This is a genomic window from Roseibium sp. M-1, assembly GCF_054515675.1.
The window spans coordinates 1,523,943-1,542,813 of sequence record NZ_CM137257.1 but is presented as its reverse complement, the minus strand read 5'-3'; the positions used below and the strand labels follow the sequence as shown (position 1 = coordinate 1,542,813).

Genomic DNA, 18,871 nt, shown 5'->3' with positions numbered 1-18,871 from the left:
AACGCACGATGCTCTAGTGGAGCGAATTTGACATTTGAGTCCCGCTCGCGGCTAGGCTGATGCTCAAATGTCAAATTCAAAAGCTCCACTAGAATCATATATTTATCTAGTGGTTCTTATGATTCTGACATTTGCTCCAGCGCTAGCAGCAGGGGGATGCAAATGTCAGAATCGAACCACTAAGCCTGTTTCCAGGTAATCCTGAGTGCCTCCGGTCCTCGCACCGACAGCCCGCGCTTGTAGGCGACGTCTTCTTCCGCAAGCTCGATCTTGCCGAAACGCTTCAGCAGCGTAGAGAAGATGATGTCCATGTCCAGCCGTGCGAGGTGATTGCCGAGGCAGAAATGGGCGCCGCGGCCAAAGGCGATATGATAGTTGGGCGTGCGGCCGGCGTCGAAACGGTCGGGGTCGGGAAACTGCTTCGGGTCGCGGTTGGCAGCGCCATACAGAACGCCGAACTTGGTCCCCTTCGGATAAGTCCTGCCGCAGATCTCGACTTCTTCGGTGCAGTAGCGATGGAAGAAGGGCAGGGGCGACTCATAGCGGAACATTTCCTGGACCGCGGTCTTCATCAGGCTCTGGTCGTCGCGCAGGCGCTGCATTTCGCCCGGAAATTTCAACAGCGCATGCATGCCGCTGCCGAGCACGTCGATGGTGGAGCCGTGCCCGGCCATGAGGATCAGCATGGCGGTTGAAATGAATTCGTCGCCGTTCATCTGCCCGGCCTTTTCCGCCTCGATCATCAGCGACAGGAGATCGTCTTTCGGCGCACGCTCGCGTTCCGCCTTCAGCGTCAGGAGATAGTGGTAGAACTCCGTCGTGTTGCGTTCGGCCAGTGCCTTGCGCTCTTCAGAGCGGTCTATGTCGAAGAACTGGACGATGTTTTCCGACCAGACCCGCAGCTGCGGGCAGTCCTCGTCCGGCACGCCGAGAACGCGGCCGATGATGTGACCGGGAACATGCGCGGCAAGATCTTCGATGAAATCGATACCGTCCCGGTCCGCCAGGCCGTCCACCAGCCGGTCGACATAGGCCTGAATATCGTCCCGCAGCCGGCCCACCATGACCGGCGTGAACAGCTTGAAGACCTGCTTGCGCAGCCGGTCATGCACTTCGCCGTCGCTGTCCAGCAGCGAGAACTGCACGAAGCGGGAGTGATGCGGCATGTCGTGCCAGTTCTGAGCACGCTTCAGCTCCACGATCTCTTCAGTGCTGGCAATGTGATCCAGCGAGCGGACCATCTTCGGGTGCTGCACGATCTCGGTGACGTCATCGAACCGGGCGGCCAGCCAGACGTCGAAATCCTCAAAATAGGTCAGTCCTTCCCGGGACCTGAGCGCGGCGTAAAAGGGATAGGGATCCTGGGCGAAGGCTTTGGACAAAGGGGCGAAGGAAAGGTCTGTGGACGGGCTCATGAAGGGCTCTTGGGGCGGGTCTGTATGGGTTAGAATTGTGATTCTTGGCAGGGTCGAAGATTTGGCTGGCCAAGTGCAAGCGGAAAGCAGGACCTATAGGCCGATTTGTGCGGGAATTCGGAAGTTATCCCAAGCACGGCCTTGAGGTCCTGGGGATTGCGAGGAAAGGACAGTTCTGACGATATCCGTCCGGGCTCTCAAATCTTAACAATTCCTAAATGCGAGGCGTTGCGCCCGCTTGCACCAACCAGCAGAACCGTGAGTGCGTGAGGCCGAGATGAAAGTGCCAAAGGCTTTCAGTGACGAATACCGGAGTTTCCTGCGGGAGACCGGCCTGGACAATCCGAATCCGCAAGCCCTCCTCATGGAACTCGCCTCCCTCAGCATGGAAGTTTATTTAAGGGAAATCGCCTGGCTCTCCGATTTCATCGGCAGGATCGAACGCGCGAAACGGGCAGCGGCGTAAGCGCGGCGCGGCGATCCTGGACCAATTGGCCGGTCAGTTTGCGAGCTCTTCGACTTTCACATTGCGCGCATCGATCCCGTCCCGGATGTCGGAATCGGAGACCTTGAGCGTTCCCTCGCCGTCGCCCTGCTTGGTGACCCGCACACCGGTGTCGTCGCCATCGTCATTGTCCGAGGTCGTCGTGCGGAAGAGTTCAACGGAGAGCGTGCCCTCGTCGGTCTCGTCGAACCGCAGGCCGTTGCCGCCGTTCTTCCAGGCACCGACATCGTAGGCAAAGCCGGTGATATCGCCCGGTCCGATCTCCGAGGTCCTGAAACCGTCATCCGTGTTGTGGTCCGCGAAGCTGCGCACAAGCGAGACGACCGCGTTGCCGGCATCTTCCTCGTCCAGATTGCCGCTGATTTCGCTATCCGTCATCGCCAGCACCAGATCGCCGTTCCCGGCCTCGTCGATGTCGATGCCGTCATCGAGGTCTATCGAGATTTCGTATTCCTTGACCGAGCCCGAGGCGTAAAGGCTCACCTCCCGCTCGAAGCACCTGTCGTCCGGCGAGCCGGTTACCGGGCCGGGAATATCGGCTTCGGCTTTCTCGCCGTCGCCAAATTCGCCGTCCGGCACATCGGGCAGGAAGGCTTTCAGAAGCCTCGGGTCGCAATAACCGCCATTGTCGAGGAAGCGGTTGGCGACGGTCGTGGCATAGACACCTCCGTCGTCGCCTTCATCCAGTTCGACACCGTCAGCGCCAACGTCACGGAAAACCGAACGATAGGCGCTATAGCGGATGTCACCGTCGCCGCGTTCGTCAACACGTATGCCATCGGCATCGAAGGCGCCGTTGCCGACATGGGAGATTTCAACGTCGGAAAGACGCACCGAGATGGAGGCTGGCGCGCCGCCGCCGCCACCACCGCTGCCACCGCCACAGGCATCCGCGAGGTCACAATCGGAAACGTGAATGCCGTGATAGGCGACGTCGGAGACGGTGACGGACTCAAGCGACAGGTTCACAACCCCGGTCTGATCTTCACGAACATCTACAAAGATGCCTTTGCCACCCGCTCCGTCGAGATCGCCGCGATTTTCGAGACTGAAACCGCCTGGCCCCTTGAAATTGAGATTGCTGACAGAGAGATCTGCGCCCTCTGAAAGCTCCAGAAGGGTCACGTTTTTTGCTGATCTGACAGTTTGCCCATTGCCCAGCAGATGGAGGGGGGCCTGACCGGAATAGACGAGAGACGAGGATATTTCGATGTCGCTATCAGTGACGATCTGAATAGCGCCGTGCCTGGTCTGTCTGGATGCGGCTTCAAGGGCATCGCGCAGCGAACCCTTGCCGGCGTCCGCACCGGACGTCACCAGCAGCGCAGTTTGCGCCGCTGACGGAAGAACGGTACTCATGCCTGCAAGAAAAACAGCTGAAAAAAAGGGGCCCTTGATGGAGGTAATTTCATAGCGATCAAACATCTGACAGTCTCCCGCACGACCAGAAAATTCTCTGCGTTTAGGGTAGATACTGTAAACCAAAACGAAGTGTTTGACGTAACGGAAACTTATGCGTGAGCCATACTCACTCGGCGTACCCGGGCGTGCTGTCTCTCATGTCCAACAGTCTGTTCTCCACCACCACGGAAATCCTCAGGTTTGAAGGCGTTGATCGGGCCGCCTACTGGCGCAAGTTCTCCCTGCTTCTCTCCCTGGCTGTGATCATCTTTTCCGCTTGCTTCGTTTATATTTTTCTCGGGCCTCGTGAACGGCTCTTCCGGAAGGCGGAGCAGGGCGTCAAGTTCACCCCCGGGAAGCCGGCGAGTGTCGCTTTTCTTGCCGTCGTCCTGGGGCCACCGCTGGCCGCGACTTACCTGCACTACATAGAATCCGGAACTGAGGCCGTACAGGCGCAGCGGACCAGGGAATAGGCAGGCGAAGTGCCGGCGGCAATCCACAGCCTCGTGCCGGTTTGGCAATTTCTTTGAATTTGGTTGCTGCCAGCCTGTCACATCGCACCGGGCTGAAACGTCATCGTTCCAGGAGCCGGGTCCAATCCGTTCGTGGCCGAGCTTGTCCTCGGGCTGAAAGAGTTGGTCCGGTCCTTTTTTTGAAACTTTCATGGAGCCCGAACGATGCCAACAGCGGAACGTAATGCGAAGCGAGCCTTCGACCTGCAAAACCCGGCTGGCCTATATGATCCTTCTGCGAACGGGTATTCCCATCTGGCAATTCTCGACCCCGGCGTCTGCCTGGTTCAGATAGCCGGACAGGGCGGGGAAACCGAAGACGGAAACCTGCCTCGCGAATTCCGTGAGCAGGTGCGGCAGGCATTCAGGAACCTGAAAACCGCGTTGGCGGCTGCCGATGCGACACTCTCGGATGTCTTCAAGCTTACCGTCCTGATCGTCGATCATTCCGAAGAGCGATTGCATGTATTGGGTGATGAAGTGAATGCCGCCTTCGGTTCCGTCGTGAAGCCTACCTGTACCTTGATCCCCGTGCCGCGGCTTGCCCTCGACGGAATGTTGTTCGAAGTCGAGGCGACCGCCGTATTGCGGCGCTGACCAGCATGAGCCTGACCCAGGTCTCCGGGTCAGGTTCACAGGCCGTTGAAGGTGCTGAATTGCGGTTCAACCCTCTGCGGCAATCGCCCGGCTCGCCAGATACGCGGCCTTCGCCGGGACGGAAAGCCAGGCCTTCGCCGCTTCGACACGTTCCGAGGTATAGTGATGCTCTTCATGCAGCATGTTGACGGTGCCGACCAGCGTATCGCCCAGCACAACGGGCAGGTTGATGACAGAACCGCAGCCGAGGCGGCCGATCAGCTCATAGTCCGGAAAGACGGTGGCGATATCGGCCAATGTGTTGGCGACGAAGAATTGCCGGTCCTTGTGCACGATCCCGAACCAGCGGTCATAGGTGATCGGTTTGGTTCCGGAGACCGGATAGTCCTCAGGGTGCGAGGTGTAGGTCCGGCTCGCAAGCTCCGTCTTCATGTCGGCAGTCATGAAGGTGAAGAGCTTCACGCCGATCGTGGCTTCGGTCAGGGCCTGGAGGGCCTTGAACGGGGCATCGGGCGTGGTGGCAAGCGACAGGGCGCGGTCGAAGTCGGCGAGCGCGCCGTTAAAATCGGTCATTCTGGGATCTCAAATCAGGCGGGTTGCAGGGCACCGCCGCTGGCGGCGAAGAGTTCACGGGAATAGGGAGCGGTCAGGTGACCGGTCTTCAGGTCGCTTACGTCTGCGACCTCGACGATGCGGCCGTGACGCATGACGGCGAGGCGGTCGCAAAGGAACGAGACGACGGGCAGATTGTGCGTGACCATCAGATAGGTGAGACCTTGCTCGCGGCGAAGCTTTTTGAGGAGATTGAGGATCTCCGCCTGCACCGACACATCCAGGGCAGAAGTCGGCTCGTCCAGCAGAAGCACACGCGGTTCCAGCATCAGGGCCCGGGCAATGGCAACGCGCTGACGCTGGCCGCCGGAGAGCTGGTGCGGAAAGCGGAACCGGAAGCGCTGGTCGAGGCCGACTGCGGCAAGCATCTCCTTGACCCTGCTATCGCGCCCGCCGACACCATGGATCGCCAACGGTTCGGCGAGGCAGGTATCGACGGTCTTGCGCGGATGGAGCGAGCCGTAGGGGTCCTGGAACACCATCTGGCAGGTTTCGGCGAAGGCCCGGTCCGGGGCATGACCGCGTGGATTGCCCTCGACCTCGATGGTTCCGGTCCAGTCTGGGGCAAGGCCGGAAATGGCTTTGAGGATGGTCGACTTGCCGGAGCCGGATTCGCCAACCAGCGCAAAGCTCTCACCCGTCGCCACATCGAAGGAGACCTCGTGCACGACGGCCGTGGTGCCATAGCGAACCGTCAGGTCTTGCAGATGGATCGCAATGCTCATGTGCCGGCTCCTGTTGTCCAGGTGCTGCGGTCCAGCACCGGCAGTTCCTCCCGATCCTCGTCCATGCGCGGCATCGCGGCGATGAGCCCGCGCGTATAGGGATGCTGCGCCTGGTGCAGGTCGCCCGCCTTGCATTCCTCGACGATTTCACCGCTGTTCATGACCAGGATCCGGTCGCAATAGCGGGCCACCAGGTTGAGATCGTGACTGATCAGGATCAGTCCCATGCCCTTGCCGGTGACGAGATCGTCGATGATGTCGAGCACCTGTGCCTGCACCGAGACATCGAGTGCCGACGTCGGCTCGTCGGCGATCAGGAGGTCCGGTTCCGGGATCAGCATCATCGCGATCATCACGCGCTGCCCCATTCCGCCGGAAACTTCGTGCGGATAGAGCCCGGCGACGCGTGCCGGATCGTTGATCCGCACCGCTTCCAGCATGGCAAGCACGCGGGCCTTCAACTCCCGGCGCGGTAGCCGCTTGTGCGTCATGAGGGCTTCTGCGATTTGCTCGCCGATGGTCATGACCGGGTTCAGCGAGAATTTCGGGTCCTGCATCACCATCGACATGCGCGCACCGCGTAGTCCGCGCATCTGGCGCTCGCTTTGGGTCAGAAGATCAATGCCGTCAAAGGTCATCCTGCGGGCGGTCACCTTGCCGGGGGAGCGGATCAGCCGAAAGATCGCCCGGCCGGTCATGGATTTGCCGGATCCGGATTCGCCGACAATGCCGAGCCGTTCCCGGCCGAGGGTAAAGGAAATGCCCTTCACAACATCGATCGGGCCGCGCGCCGTCGGAAAGGTGACGGTGAGGCCGTCGATATCGAGGAGGGGAGCGCTCATTGTTTGCCTCCCTGCTTCGGATCGAGCACGTCTCGCAAGCCGTCGCCAAGGAAACAGAAGCCGAGGCTGACCAGGATGATGGCAAAGCCCGGCATGGTGGCAACCCACCACTGATCGAGAATGAAGGTCCGACCGCGCGAAATCATCGCGCCCCACTCCGGCAGCGGCGGCTGCGCACCGAGCCCGAGAAAGCCGAGACCGGCCGCCGTCAGGATGATGCCGGCCATGTCCAGTGTCACGCGGATGATGGTGGAGGAGGTGCAGAGCGGCAAAACATGGCGCAGGATGACCCGCGCCGAAGACGCGCCCTGCAGGCGTACCGCTGCGATAAACTCCGCATCGCGGAATGTGATCGTCTCGGCCCGGGCGATACGCGCATAGGCGGGCCACGAGGTTATAGCAATTGCTATAATTGCATTCTCAATGCCGGGTCCGAGGGCGGCGACAAAGGCGAGCGCCAGGATCAGCTTCGGCATCGACAGGAAGATGTCGGTGACGCCCATCAGGAGCCTGTCGGTCCAGCCGCCGAAATAGCCTGAAACCGCACCGATGATGAGGCCGAGCGGAGCGGCGATGACGGCGACCATGGTGACGATCAGCAATGTGATCCGGGCGCCATAGACAACGCGGGAAAAGATGTCGCGGCCGAGTTCATCCGTCCCCATCCAGTGGTCAGCCGATGGCGGCATGAGCCGGTTGGCGAGGTCCTGGCCGATGGGAGAATAGGGAGCGATCAGGGGAGCAAAGACTGCCATGGCGATCAGCACCAGGATGATGATGCCACCGACCACGGCAAGCGGGTTGCGCAGCAGCGCGGACCAGACGCGCCAGGCGCGGCCGAGATTGGCCTGGAGGCGCGAAGAAGGACTGTCGTCGAGGAGCCAGTCGATCATCAGCGGGCCCTCGGATCGAGAATGCGGTAGAGCACGTCGGATATCTTGTTGATGAGGATGAAGACAGCACCGATCACGAGTGTCGCGCCAAGCACGGCATTCATGTCGGCATTGAGAAGGGCGTTGGTGAGGTAATTGCCGATGCCGGGCCAGGAGAAAACCGTTTCGATCATGACCGAGCCTTCCAGAAGGGCGGCATAGGAAAGGCCGATCACCGTGATCAGCTGGATGCGGATCGGATAGAAGGCATGGCGCCAGATGACCCGCCGTTCCGGCACGCCTTTCACCCGGGCCGTGGTGATGTATTCGTGGCCCAGCTGGTCGAGCATGAAGGACCGGGTCATGCGAGCAATATAGGCAAGGCTGAAGAAGCCCAGGATCGAAGCCGGCAGCATCAGATGATCGAGGGCATTCCAGAATATGTCCCATTCACCGGCGATCACACTGTCGATCAGGTAGAGGCCGGTCACCGGGGCCACCAGTCCGTCGTAGAAGATGTCGATGCGTCCGGGGCCCGCAACCCAGCCGAGCCCGGCGTAGAAGACGGCAAGGCCGACGAGACCAAGCCAGAAAGCGGGCACGGAATAGCCGAGAAGGCCGAGAACACGGATCACCTGATCGACCCAGCTGCCCTGACGCGTCGCCGCAAGCACGCCCATGGGCACGCCCAGAAAGACACCGATCAGGATACCGATGGTGGCCATTTCAAGCGTCGCCGGAAAAAAACGGCCGAGGTCCTCGGCAACGGGCCGGCCGGTGGTGATCGACATGCCGAGATTACCGGTGACCACATCGCCGACATAGGCGAGGAACTGGACGATCAAGGGCCGGTCCAGCCCCATTGACTGGCGGGCAGCCTCATAGACCTCGTTGGTGGCGCGGTCGCCGACAACGGCCAGCACCGGGTCGATCGGCACGACCCTGCCGATGAAGAAAGTTATGGCGAGCAGCCCGAGGAATGTGATGGCGGTCACCAGAGCAAACCGTGCAAGCGCCGCAGCGCTGCCCAGAAGCTGACCCGTGAGCAAGCCTTCGCGTGCGTCTGTGACGCTTTCCGACGGCTCAAAGGACATGCCGTCGCCGGCAGAGTGCCGCTCCCTGGTCAATCGGACTGTGCAAGTCGGCGCTCCCGGCTTGTGTGACTCAAATTCTCAAGTCACGAGATTAACTGTCTGTTTTTAAACGGAATAATGCGTAGAAAATTTCGTCTCCAACCGCTGTGCCGTCTAAAAAAGTTCTTGGAGCATACAAAAAAATCTGCTTTCATCAAAAAAATTTTGATGGGAGTAAAAATCTTTGAGCAGTTTGCCGGTCCGTGCCGCAGAAGCTGAAACGAAGGTTGGGGCGCTTATCCGTGCGCGCCGCCGGCAGCTGGGGTTCACCCTGCAGCAGCTCAGCGATGCTTCCAATTTGTCGGTTGGATATCTCAGCCAGGTCGAGCGCGATCATGCGACGCCGACGCTCGGATCACTCGCCGGTATTGCCCGGGCGCTCGGAGTGGGGCTCGATTATTTCGTGGCACAGCCACGGGCACAGGATGCCCTGACGCGCTCCGAAACCCGGCCGCATTTTTCTATCTCCGGCTCTTCGGTCAGCTACGAGCGGCTGGGGGCGGAGTTTCCGGGAAACCAGCTCTCGTCCTTTATCCTGACCGTGCCGCCCGGCTACGCCTCCGAGACGGTCAGCCATGAGGGCGAAGAGCTGATCTATATCCTGGAAGGCTCGATCACCCAGTTTCTGGACGGCCAGGCGATGATCATGAAGGCGGGAGACAGCCTGCATTACCGCGGCAACACACCTCATGCCTGGTCGAACCCCAACGAGGCACCGGCGAAGATCCTGTGGACCGGAACCCTGACTATTTTCAACGCGGGCGACGAGACAACCAGCCGCATCGAGCTGGTGTCGCCGGACAAGAGCGCGGCGAAAGCAACAAGCCGCGCCAAACCCAGGAAAACCTGAACCCCTGACAGACGGAGACGTGGAATGAGACTTTTGAGGACCGCGCTTCTGGCAGCCGCGCTTGCGCTGCCGGTCGCACAGCAGGCAACCGCTGCAACGCCTGACAACCTTCTGGTGGTGGCCCAGAATATCGACGATATCGTCGCCATCGACCCGGCCCAGGCCTATGAATTTTCCTCCGGCGAGCTGGTGACCAACGTTTATGACCGGCTGGTGCAGTATGATGCCGAGGATCCGACGGTGCTGGCAGCCGGCCTTGCATCCGACTGGCAGGCCGATGCAGACGCCAAGACCATCACCTTCACCTTGCGCGACGGCGCGAAGTTCCACTCCGGCAATCCGGTGCGGGCTGAAGACGTGGTCTTCTCGTTCGCGCGCGTCGTGAAGCTGAACCTGACCCCGGCTTTCATCCTGACCCAGCTCGGCTGGACGCCGGAGAATGTCGCCGACATGGTCACAGTCGACGGCAACAAGGTCATCGTGAAGTATGAGGGCGACTTCTCGCCGGCTTTCGCGCTCAACGTTCTCGCCGCCCGCCCGGCGTCCATCGTCGATGAAAAGACGGTGATGGAGCACGAGGAAGATGGCGACATGGGCAACAAGTGGCTCAACGCCAACTCCGCCGGCTCAGGTCCGTTCGAGCTGCAGTCCTACCGCCCGAGCGAGCTGGTGCGTTTCAAGGCCAACGGCGACTATTTCAAGGGTGCGCCGAAGCTGGAAGGCGTCATCATCCGTCACGTCGCCGAAGCCGCAACCCAGCAGCTTCTGCTGCAGTCCGGCGACGTCGACATGGCCCGCAACCTTACCCCGGACCAGATCGCCGGCATGGACAGCGAGGCGCTGAAGGTCGAGACATTTCCGCAGGCCGCCGTCCACTTCCTCTCCTTCAACCAGAAGAAGGACAGCCTGCAGCCGGAAGCCGTCTGGGACGCAGCCCGCTACCTCGTCAATTACAAGGGCATGACCGACACGTTCCTGAAAGGCCAGATGGAAATCCACCAGGCCTTCTGGCCGAAGGGCTTTCCGGGTTCCTTTGACGAGACGCCCTACAGCTACGACCCGGCAAAGGCCAAGCAGATCCTCAGCGACGCAGGTATCGAGACGCCGGTCACCGTAACGCTCGACGTCATCAACGCAGCTCCGTTCACCGACATGGCCCAGTCGCTGCAGGCAAGCTTCGCCGAAGCCGGCATCAACTTCGATATCATCCCGGGCACCGGTTCGCAGGTCATCACCAAATACCGCGAGCGCAGCCACGAGGCGATGCTGCTTTACTGGGGCCCGGATTTCATGGACCCGCATTCCAACGCCAAGGCCTTTGCCTATAACAGCGACAATTCCGACGGCAACTACCAGGCCACCACCACATGGCGGAATGCCTGGGCCGTGCCGGAGGAAATGAACGACATGACCAAGGCCGCTCTTGCGGAAAGCGATCCGGAAAAGCGCAACGGCATGTATGTGGATCTGCAGAAGCAGGTGCAGGCCAAGTCGCCGATCGTCATCATGTTCCAGGCCGCCTATCAGGTTGCCATGGACAAGAAGGTCGAAGGCTATGTCAACGGCGCAACCTCCGACTTCGTCTACTATCGCTTGGTCACCAAGAACTGAGGCAGACAATCGAAGCCGTCCCGGTCCCCGGGGCGGCTTTTCGTGGTGATCCACAAACCTTACTGTCGTCCTCCCGGCCAAGCGTAGCGCGAGCCGGGATCGGGGAGCCCCGGTCTCGAGGTGATCTCAACACACCCGCCTGTGGCTCCCCGGTCCCGGATCTTCGCTGCGCTGCGTCTGGGATGACGAATTCGACGCAGTTTCTTGCGCGCTTTTGAACGCGCTTCCTGTTTGGAGCTTTCAGAATGTCCTCCCTTTCCGATCAGCGCCTTGCCGCCCTCCGGGCACGCATGTCCGCGACCGGCACCGACCTCGTCGCGATCGGCCCCTCCAGCCACATGATGTATCTTGCCGGTCTCGACCCGCATGGGGACGAACGTCCGGTGATGCTGCTGGTGTCCATGAACCATGCCGGCTTCCTGATGCCTGCGCTGAATGCCGACAGCTCCCGCCAGAAGACCTCCTGGCCGCTCTTCACCTGGAGCGACGATGACGGCCCGGATGCGGCGCTCTCTGCACTGCTGAAAGCCTCGGGCTTGCCGCAAGACCCGGGTGTCGTCCTCGACGAGACCATGCGCGCCGACTTCGCGCTGCTTCTGCTCGATGCAATCCCGGGCGCAAAGCGCCGCTTCACCGGCGACACGGTCGGCTTTCTGCGCGCCCGCAAGGAAGACGATGAGTACAGGCGCCTCAAGGCCAGCGCCGTCCTCAACGACGCGGCGGCGCTCGCAGGCTTCGATGCACTGGCCGAAGGCATCACCGAGCAGGAAGTCGCGGCGGTGATCCGCGATTACTACAAGCAGGCAGGTGCAGCCCCGGTCTTCACGTCCGTCTGCTTTGGTGGCAACGGCGCTTTTCCGCATCACCATACGGGTGAGACGAAACTGAAGCGCGGCGACGCCGTCCTGATCGATCTTGGCGGGCGCCTCGATGGCTATCCCTCGGATATGACCCGTGTCGGATTCTTCGGCACACCGACGGAAGAATTCGAGAAGGTCCATGCCGTCGTCAACCGCGCCGTCGAGGCAGCTCTTGCCGCGGCAAAGCCAGGTGTCGCCGCGAAGATGGTCGACAAGGCAGCCCGCGATGTCATCAGGGAAGCAGGCTATGGCCAGTACTTCACCCACCGCACCGGCCACGGCATGGGGATCGACATCCACGAGCCACCTTACCTGACTGCGACCTCGGAAACGGTGCTGGACGTCGGCATGGTGTTCTCCATTGAGCCCGGTATTTATCTGCCTGGTCAGTTCGGCCTGCGGTTGGAAGACATCGTCATCCTGCGGGAAGGGGGGCCTGAGATCCTGTCGGATCTTCCGCGGTATTCGATTTTGCGCTGACGTAGACGCGACATCCGGACCGGTTTGGAGTTGGGCAAATGCAAGCCGGTCCGGGCAATACGTCGCTTGGTGCACTTCCGCGTGACTTAAATCACAGATTGCTTTTCTTATCTGATACACTCTTTAGGTCGGGGCTTGGCTCGCTGGCTTGAAGGCGCGAGCCGTTCGACACGAAAGCCGCTATCAGATGAGCATAAATATCTTCACCCTGCCGGGCAATCTCACCGCGGTCCATGTGATCGGCGTGACCCCGGCCGATCTTGTCCGGCTGCAGACGGAAAATCTGCCGGATTACCACGAGGCGGACGCGATCGGCAGGCCGGCAATTTCCTTTTCCGGGCTGGGCAAGATCCGGCCGACCGTCTATTTCGCCAACGGGTCTCGCTTCACCCAGTCCCACAAGAACGACGACAACATCGGCTATCATCCGCCGAGTGGAAAACACCTGTATTTCGGGAATGTCGATCAGGAGGAGTTCTGGCGGCGCCGGGCGGATCTCAGAACATTCCGCCGGTATCTGGACGGTTTCAACCCGTCGGGAGAACCCCGCCCGACCATGCCGCCACCCCTGGGTGAGCCGTTCGAGGGACGAATGCTTCTTGAAATCAAGCAAGGCAGCATCCACCCGTCACGCTCCGCCCTGGTGCCGGTCTCCTATCAGCAGGCTGTCCAACTGGTCAGAAGCATCCGGGCCCGTACGGGCGAGAAACGGAAATACGCGCCGACAGGCGAATGGTATTTCGCCCCGGCACCGTTCGAATAATGAAATGATTGGTCGGGCAGGCCGGATTTGAACCGACGACCCCTTCACCCCCAGTGAAGTGCGCTACCAGGCTGCGCTACTGCCCGAACGGACCCTACCTAGCTTGTTCGCTTTCGGAGCGCAAGCAGCTTGTTCGAGTCTTGAGACAGGTCATGCACAACGGGGGCTGCACCGGGCTCGCTCCGGAAATATTTGTTTCAAAGTCCATGGAAAAAATGAGAAATGTGCATCAGGTAATCGGAGGTGCCGTCTCAACGAGGGACTGAACCGGCCTGATGACGAGCGTACTGGAGGAGGCGCATCTTCGCGCAGTTGGCGCCTGCAGTTTCAAACAGATCAATGAGGCTGCAGCAGGCCTGACATCCGGAAAACCGTGAACCACTTCCATTCTCTTGTATTCAATTCGACTTCCCCGCTTCAGCACTGTGACCCGTCATGAAACTCGACTCGACATTTCTGTTGCCTGCACTGGCCATTCTGATCGCCGCGGCCGGCATGTTTGTGGAAATGGAGTACGGCCACGATGCCTTTATTCGCTCCGGCGCTTTGATCGTGATGATGGGCGTGGCTCTCGCCGGCCGTGAAATCTATCTCGGGGAACGTTCCATTGCCAGGAACGAGGCTCGTATTGAAAAGCTCGAAGCGGCCTATCTTGACGCTGCCTCGGAAAAGGACGGCGATGGTCCGTCTCCCGAAGCATTTTCGCGGCTTGCCAAGGCATTGGCGGACTACCGTCAGGTCAGGCTCGACCGGATCGGCCGGCTGATTTACGTCGAAATGGGCGTCGTCTGCTTTGGCACACTGATTTGGGGCTTCGGAGATCTGCTCTGATACCCTGGTCTTCCGTCGGCATCCCGTCTGATATGCCTGTCAAGGTGTGCGGCGGGCGGCAATCCCCGACGCCGTGCGGCCGCGGCCGAGCTTTTCGGCGGCGATCAGACCCCAGGAGAGGCCGTAAAGCATATACATGTGCCGCCAGTGATCAGTGTCGATGACGACCGAGAGGATCAGATGCGCGGTGAAGACCGCAAAGACGCAATGCGTGAACGCTGTCCAGGGGCGGGACTTGAAGAGCAGCGGCACCAGCGAACACAGCGTCCACAGCGCCATGAAGATATAGACCGTGCCGCCGAGCCAGCCATATGTGGTGAAGCCCTTCAGGTAGACGTTGTGTTCGTCTTCCGGGAAATACTTGTTGAATTCCAGCGGCCCGAGGCCGAGGGGATGCTCCATCACCAGCTGGAAACCGAGGGAGTAGCGGGCAAAGCGGCCGAGGCGGGCGCCGTCATAGGACTGCACCAGCTTGGCGCGTTCCTCGAACATGCTGGAGACGGTGTCGACGGAAAGCGCCGCGGCAATCAAAAGAAAAACCGCGAAGACACCAAGCACGCCGAGGAACACCAGCCGCGCGCGGCGCGGACCGCTCTTTTCGGTAACAAGAGCCAGGAAATAGACCAGCAGCACTGCGGCAAAGAGCACGCCCCAGGCCCCGCGGGAAAAGCTGAGAAAGACGCCAAGCAGAAGAATGGCGAGCGGAACCAACAGGTGAAGATTGCGCAGGACGGACTGCGACAGCAGCCGCTGGATCAAAAGCACGGTCGGCAGAACCAAGAAGGGGCCGAAAACGTTCGGATCCTGAAAGGTGCCTCGCGCACGGTCGTAGAGCGTGAAATAGGAGGAACCCGGAAAAAGGTTGAAGTACCCGGCAACGCCGATGGTGGCAACGAGCACCGCGCTGATCGTATATCCGCTCTGGATGACCCGGTACCTGCCTGGATCGTCCGCCAAGATCGCCGCATAGAAGATCGCCGTCACAGCCAGGAAGCCGGAGACGGCAATATACATGATGGCATCGCCCATTTCCTTGGCCATCGGAATGGAGGCGACACCGCCGGCGATATAAAGCATCAGGCAGATGATCAGTGGCCCGAATTCGCGCCGGAGCTTCAGCCCGCAGGCGAGCCAGACGACGGAAAGCAGCGCCATGTAGAGTTCATAAGGCGCCGGTTCCTCGATGACGAAACCGGAGAGAAAGGCGGCCAGCCACAGGGCGCCGTTGCCCAGGCTTCTGGCCGGGAGACCGATGGGCGCGCGCGCAAGGTGCGCGCCGCCATAGGGATCGGTCAGAACGCTCAATAGGCATTCTCCGTGTTGAGCAGGCTGAACGGCGTCAGGAACAGGATCTTCAGATCGAACAGGATCGACCAGTTCTCGATATAGTAGACGTCGCACTCGACGCGGTTCTGGATCTTGTCCGGCGTATCGACCTCGCCGCGCCAGCCATTGATCTGGGCCCAGCCGGTAACGCCAGGTTTGACCTTGTGGCGGGCGAAGTAGCCGTCCACCACATCGTCCCAGGTCTTGTTGTCCGTATGGGCATTGACCGCGTGGGGGCGGGGCCCGACCAGCGACAGGCTGCCGCCGAGCACATTGAAGAGCTGCGGCAGTTCGTCGATCGATGTCTTGCGGATGAAGCGCCCGACGCGAGTGACGCGCGGATCGCCTTTTGTCACGACCTTCTTTGCGTCCGGATCTGCCATCTCCGTATACATGGAGCGGAATTTCAGGACGTCGATGATCTCGTTGTTGAAGCCGTAGCGCTTCTGCTTGAAGAGCATCGGGCCCTTGCTGTCCAGCTTGATGGCGATTGCGGCCGCGATCATAACCGGGAAGAGGGTCAGGATGGCAAGCGAGGCGAACACGAGATCGAAGATGCGCTTGGCGACCATGTCCCAGTCGGCGATCGGTTTCTCGATCACATCGACAAAGGGCACCGTGCCGATGAAGGAGGCGCCGCGGTTGCGGAAGCGGACCTTGTCAGTGTGGGCGGACAGGCGAATGTCGACCGGCAGGACCCAGAGCTTCTTCAGGAGTTCCAGAACCCGCTGTTCCGCACGCAGCGGAATGCAGACGATCAGCATGTCGATGCGGGCGAGCCGCGCGAATTCCACCAGGGCGCTGATATTGCCGAGCTTGGGATAGCCCGCGACAACGGCAGGCGAGCGGTCGTTCGAACGGTCATCGAAGATACCGCAGATCCGGATGTCGTTGTCGGCCTGGGCTTCAAGGTCGTGGATGAGTTCCTGGGCCGCTGTGCCGCCGCCGACAATGATGGCGCGCCGTTCCAGCTGGCCGGATTGCATCCAGCGCCGCACCAGCCGGTAGACCACGATGCGGGAAAGGCAGAGGCCTGTGAGGCTGAGCGCATACCAGGCGCCGATCCAGGCTTCCGGCAACTGGGCGCCGATACCCGTTGTCGACCGCAGGACGGCGAACATGGCAAAGACCAGAGTCCAGCCGGCGGCAACACGTCCGAGCTGGGAAAGCCCGTGGCGCATGACCGTGACCTGATAGACATCGGCCGCCTGGAAAAAGGCGAGGGCAAAGAGCACGGCCGCACCGCTGACAAAGAGGTTGGCGAAGCCGAAGCCACCCGCCTCGGGGCTGGTGAAGGCGGCCGCCAGCGCCGTTCCGGCAATCAGCAGGATATCCGCCAGGCGGACCATGCCCGTCAGCACCGGTACGGAAACACCCTTGCCGCCGAGACTTTGTGCAATTTCAACGGCATCGGCGGAGAGGCTGGAATTGGCGGCGCCAAGGACTTCAATATTCGTATAGCCCGTGACGCCGTGCACGGTGTGCCTGAAATGCTTTTCCAATCTGTGCCCCAGGCCGGATCCGGCGCCGGCGAGCGGCTGCGGATCCTTGGAATCTGTGGGCTTGAAAGCAGGGGTGTTCATTATCGGTTGCTCGATCTGGCAAAAACGGTCCGGGCACGGGAAACGGCCGTGGCGTTGTCCGCAGGCGCCGGTGCCGCACTTTCAACCGGTGCGATGCCCTGAATTTCCTGATAAAGCGTGGTGATCCGGTCGTTCATGAGATCGACCGAGAAGGTCTCCGCGAGGCACGTGCGCAGCTCCTTGGCCTGTCCTGCCATCTTCACGGGATTGGCGAGCGCTTCCTCCATTGCATGGGTCAGCTTGCCGATATGCCCGGGCTCGACCAGCCTGTGCGCGAAACGGCCGAAGATTTCCGGAATGCCGCCGACCCTGGTGGCGATCAGCGGACGTTCCGCCGCGACCGTTTCCAGAATGATGTAGGGCATGGCTTCCGCGCGGGACGGCACGACCACGTTCCGGGCCAGCTTGAAGGCTTCACGGGCGGGCAGGGCGCCATGGAAGGTGATTGCCCCGTCGAGACCGAACTTGCGCACCATGTTGCGGTAGCGCTCCTCGTCCGGGCCTTCGCCGACAATATGCGCCCGCGGTGCCTGACCGGTCTTCAGCCGGATATTGTAGAGCGCCTCGATGAAGAGATCGGGCCCCTTCAGGTCGCGCAGCATGCCGATATAGAGGAAGTCCGCGGCGTCTTCCGCAGCTGCCACGGGAGTGAACTCCTCGGCGGTCAGACCGTTATAGACAATGCGCGAGCTTGCCTTGGGATGGCCGACCTTGCTCTCGTAGGCCGATGCCTCGTAGTCGGAGACGAAGACCAGTCCGTCGGTCAGGCGGCCGAGCAGGCGCTCCAGAGAATGATAGACGCGGCCTTCGAAACGGTTCGGATCGTAATGCAGGCTGCCGCCATGCGGACAATAGACCCGCGCGGTCTTGCGGCCACGCAGACGCAGTACCGATCCGATCAGCCGGGCATAGGCACCACCCTTGGCGCCGTGTCCATGCAGGATGTCCGGGTTCAGGTCGCGGATATGCCTGTAAAGCGCGAAGGTCGCCGACAGGTCCTGGATCGTCAGCTGGCGCTGCATGGGAAAGCGTGCCAGGCCGAGTGCCAGTTTCGGACGCAGCTGCTCCAGCATCCGGTTGTCGAAAGCGCTGCCCGTGCTGCTGTCGCAAATGAGGCCGACACTGTGTCCGGCCTCCGCCTGGCAGGTCGCCAGATCGCGGATATGACGGAAAATTCCGCCAATCGGCGAGCGAACACAATGCACGATCCGCATGGGAGTCGTTGTCATGGTGCAGTATCCCTGTTTCCGCCCCCAGGTTTCTTGGTGAACCTGTGGGGCCTTGAAACTGCACCCTAGCAGAGGGAAATGAGTCCGCGGTTAACTCGGCAAGGCGTCAGAAATAGCGCTCGCGGACGTAAATTGTGTCTCCAGGACGGACAGGGTCCGAAATGGGCACACGGCCGTTTAGAATTTCGCCGTTGATCTGACGGGTGATATCCACATCATTTTGCAGTGCGCGCGAGCTGAAGCCGCCCGCGGTCGCGATCGCGTTCTGGACGGTCATGCCGGCGACGTAATTATACTGGCCCGCGTTTTGCACTTCGCCCATGACGAAGATCGGACGGTAGGTATCGACCTCCACGGACACGTCCGGATCGCGGATGTAGCCCTGGCGCAGCTTGGCGGCGATTTCCTTGGCAAGCCCCTGCTGGGTCTTGCCGCGCGCGGCGACGCTGCCGACAAGCGGGAACGAAATATATCCAGCCTGATCAACAACATAGGTGTTGGACAGATCGTCCTGGCCAAACACAATGATGCGCAGCTTATCGCTTGAGTCCAAGAGATAAGGCTGGGTCAGCGTCTCATGAAAAGCTGTCGGCGGCTGTCTGTACCCGCTGCAAGCAGCAAGCCCCAGGCACAGGCCCAGGACAACAAGCGCTCTCGTTCGCATCAACGACTCTCCTACAATTCGGAGACAGCATCGCGTGTTATGGTTAATCGAGGGTGAAGA

The 18,871-nt window shown here is 60.7% G+C and carries 19 protein-coding genes and 1 tRNA gene; 8 read left to right on the top strand and 12 right to left on the bottom strand.

Annotated elements, in window-relative coordinates; all coding sequences use genetic code 11:
* Window positions 1-179: 179 nt before the first annotated feature.
* On the bottom strand, window positions 180-1,415 hold the full coding sequence (locus ACX3M4_RS07030; protein WP_459357872.1) for a cytochrome P450: 1,236 nt from the start codon (window positions 1,413-1,415) through the stop codon (window positions 180-182).
* A 277-nt stretch (window positions 1,416-1,692) separates the two neighbouring features.
* Here ACX3M4_RS07030 and ACX3M4_RS07025 point away from each other — a divergent pair, with 277 nt between their 5' ends.
* Window positions 1,693-1,881 (top strand): hypothetical protein, encoded by a 189-nt coding sequence (locus ACX3M4_RS07025; RefSeq protein WP_459357871.1) that lies wholly within the window; start codon window positions 1,693-1,695, stop codon window positions 1,879-1,881.
* A 33-nt stretch (window positions 1,882-1,914) separates the two neighbouring features.
* On the opposite strand, the gene ACX3M4_RS07020 is transcribed toward ACX3M4_RS07025, so the two are convergent.
* Entirely contained in the window at window positions 1,915-3,345 is a 1,431-nt protein-coding gene (locus ACX3M4_RS07020; protein ID WP_459357870.1) for a hypothetical protein, read from the bottom strand.
* A 92-nt stretch (window positions 3,346-3,437) separates the two neighbouring features.
* Between ACX3M4_RS07020 and ACX3M4_RS07015 the strand changes: the two genes are divergently transcribed.
* Window positions 3,438-3,794, top strand: coding sequence for a hypothetical protein (locus ACX3M4_RS07015; protein ID WP_459357869.1), 357 nt, complete (start codon window positions 3,438-3,440; stop codon window positions 3,792-3,794).
* A 204-nt stretch (window positions 3,795-3,998) separates the two neighbouring features.
* Entirely contained in the window at window positions 3,999-4,430 is a 432-nt protein-coding gene (locus tag ACX3M4_RS07010) for a RidA family protein (protein ID WP_459357868.1), read from the top strand.
* Window positions 4,431-4,496: 66 nt separating this feature from the next.
* Here ACX3M4_RS07010 and ACX3M4_RS07005 read toward each other — a convergent pair whose 3' ends face one another.
* Genes ACX3M4_RS07005 through ACX3M4_RS06985 form a run of 5 tightly spaced genes read right to left on the bottom strand, consistent with a single transcriptional unit; the run spans window position 4,497 to window position 8,575 of the window.
* Complete coding sequence (locus ACX3M4_RS07005; RefSeq protein ID WP_459357867.1) at window positions 4,497-5,003, bottom strand: GAF domain-containing protein; 507 nt, start codon at window positions 5,001-5,003, stop codon at window positions 4,497-4,499.
* Window positions 5,004-5,017: 14 nt separating this feature from the next.
* Entirely contained in the window at window positions 5,018-5,767 is a 750-nt protein-coding gene (locus ACX3M4_RS07000; protein WP_459357866.1) for an ABC transporter ATP-binding protein, read from the bottom strand.
* Window positions 5,764-6,609, bottom strand: coding sequence for an ABC transporter ATP-binding protein (locus ACX3M4_RS06995; protein WP_459357865.1), 846 nt, complete (start codon window positions 6,607-6,609; stop codon window positions 5,764-5,766). Before ACX3M4_RS06995 ends, ACX3M4_RS07000 begins: the two co-directional genes overlap by 4 nt.
* Window positions 6,606-7,502, bottom strand: coding sequence for an ABC transporter permease (locus tag ACX3M4_RS06990; protein ID WP_459357864.1), 897 nt, complete (start codon window positions 7,500-7,502; stop codon window positions 6,606-6,608). The genes ACX3M4_RS06995 and ACX3M4_RS06990 overlap by 4 nt, the downstream gene beginning before the upstream one ends.
* Window positions 7,502-8,575 (bottom strand): ABC transporter permease, encoded by a 1,074-nt coding sequence (locus ACX3M4_RS06985; RefSeq protein ID WP_459357863.1) that lies wholly within the window; start codon window positions 8,573-8,575, stop codon window positions 7,502-7,504. Before ACX3M4_RS06985 ends, ACX3M4_RS06990 begins: the two co-directional genes overlap by 1 nt.
* A 223-nt stretch (window positions 8,576-8,798) precedes the next feature.
* On the opposite strand from ACX3M4_RS06985, the gene ACX3M4_RS06980 reads away from it, so the two are divergent.
* The 4 genes from ACX3M4_RS06980 to ACX3M4_RS06965 all read left to right on the top strand — a co-directional run bounded on the left by ACX3M4_RS06980 (window position 8,799) and on the right by ACX3M4_RS06965 (window position 13,178).
* The gene (locus tag ACX3M4_RS06980) at window positions 8,799-9,464 is read left to right on the top strand and encodes a cupin domain-containing protein (protein ID WP_459357862.1); all 666 of its coding nucleotides are present in this window, start codon (window positions 8,799-8,801) and stop codon (window positions 9,462-9,464) included.
* Between the two features lie 24 nt (window positions 9,465-9,488).
* The gene (locus tag ACX3M4_RS06975) at window positions 9,489-11,075 is read left to right on the top strand and encodes an ABC transporter substrate-binding protein (protein ID WP_459357861.1); all 1,587 of its coding nucleotides are present in this window, start codon (window positions 9,489-9,491) and stop codon (window positions 11,073-11,075) included.
* Between the two features lie 245 nt (window positions 11,076-11,320).
* Window positions 11,321-12,415 carry a M24 family metallopeptidase gene (locus tag ACX3M4_RS06970; protein WP_459357860.1) on the top strand — a complete coding sequence of 365 codons (1,095 nt, stop codon included), beginning with the start codon at window positions 11,321-11,323 and terminating at the stop codon, window positions 12,413-12,415.
* Between the two features lie 187 nt (window positions 12,416-12,602).
* Entirely contained in the window at window positions 12,603-13,178 is a 576-nt protein-coding gene (locus ACX3M4_RS06965) for a hypothetical protein (protein ID WP_459357859.1), read from the top strand.
* A 9-nt stretch (window positions 13,179-13,187) separates the two neighbouring features.
* Here the strand turns inward: ACX3M4_RS06965 and ACX3M4_RS06960 are convergent.
* Window positions 13,188-13,264: transfer RNA gene (locus ACX3M4_RS06960), tRNA-Pro, on the bottom strand.
* A 349-nt stretch (window positions 13,265-13,613) separates the two neighbouring features.
* Between ACX3M4_RS06960 and ACX3M4_RS06955 the strand changes: the two genes are divergently transcribed.
* Window positions 13,614-14,009 (top strand): hypothetical protein, encoded by a 396-nt coding sequence (locus ACX3M4_RS06955; protein WP_459357858.1) that lies wholly within the window; start codon window positions 13,614-13,616, stop codon window positions 14,007-14,009.
* A 39-nt stretch (window positions 14,010-14,048) separates the two neighbouring features.
* Here the strand turns inward: ACX3M4_RS06955 and ACX3M4_RS06950 are convergent, their stop codons facing one another.
* The 4 genes from ACX3M4_RS06950 to ACX3M4_RS06935 all read right to left on the bottom strand — a co-directional run bounded on the left by ACX3M4_RS06950 (window position 14,049) and on the right by ACX3M4_RS06935 (window position 18,811).
* On the bottom strand, window positions 14,049-15,314 hold the full coding sequence (locus tag ACX3M4_RS06950) for an O-antigen ligase family protein (RefSeq protein ID WP_459357857.1): 1,266 nt from the start codon (window positions 15,312-15,314) through the stop codon (window positions 14,049-14,051).
* On the bottom strand, window positions 15,311-16,918 hold the full coding sequence (locus ACX3M4_RS06945; protein WP_459357856.1) for an undecaprenyl-phosphate glucose phosphotransferase: 1,608 nt from the start codon (window positions 16,916-16,918) through the stop codon (window positions 15,311-15,313). Before ACX3M4_RS06945 ends, ACX3M4_RS06950 begins: the two co-directional genes overlap by 4 nt.
* Window positions 16,918-18,147: a glycosyltransferase family 4 protein gene (locus tag ACX3M4_RS06940; RefSeq protein ID WP_459357855.1), complete on the bottom strand. Its 1,230-nt coding sequence runs from the start codon at window positions 18,145-18,147 to the stop codon at window positions 16,918-16,920. The genes ACX3M4_RS06945 and ACX3M4_RS06940 overlap by 1 nt, the downstream gene beginning before the upstream one ends.
* A 106-nt stretch (window positions 18,148-18,253) precedes the next feature.
* Window positions 18,254-18,811 (bottom strand): polysaccharide biosynthesis/export family protein, encoded by a 558-nt coding sequence (locus ACX3M4_RS06935; RefSeq protein ID WP_459357854.1) that lies wholly within the window; start codon window positions 18,809-18,811, stop codon window positions 18,254-18,256.
* Between the last annotated feature and the right edge of the window lie 60 nt (window positions 18,812-18,871).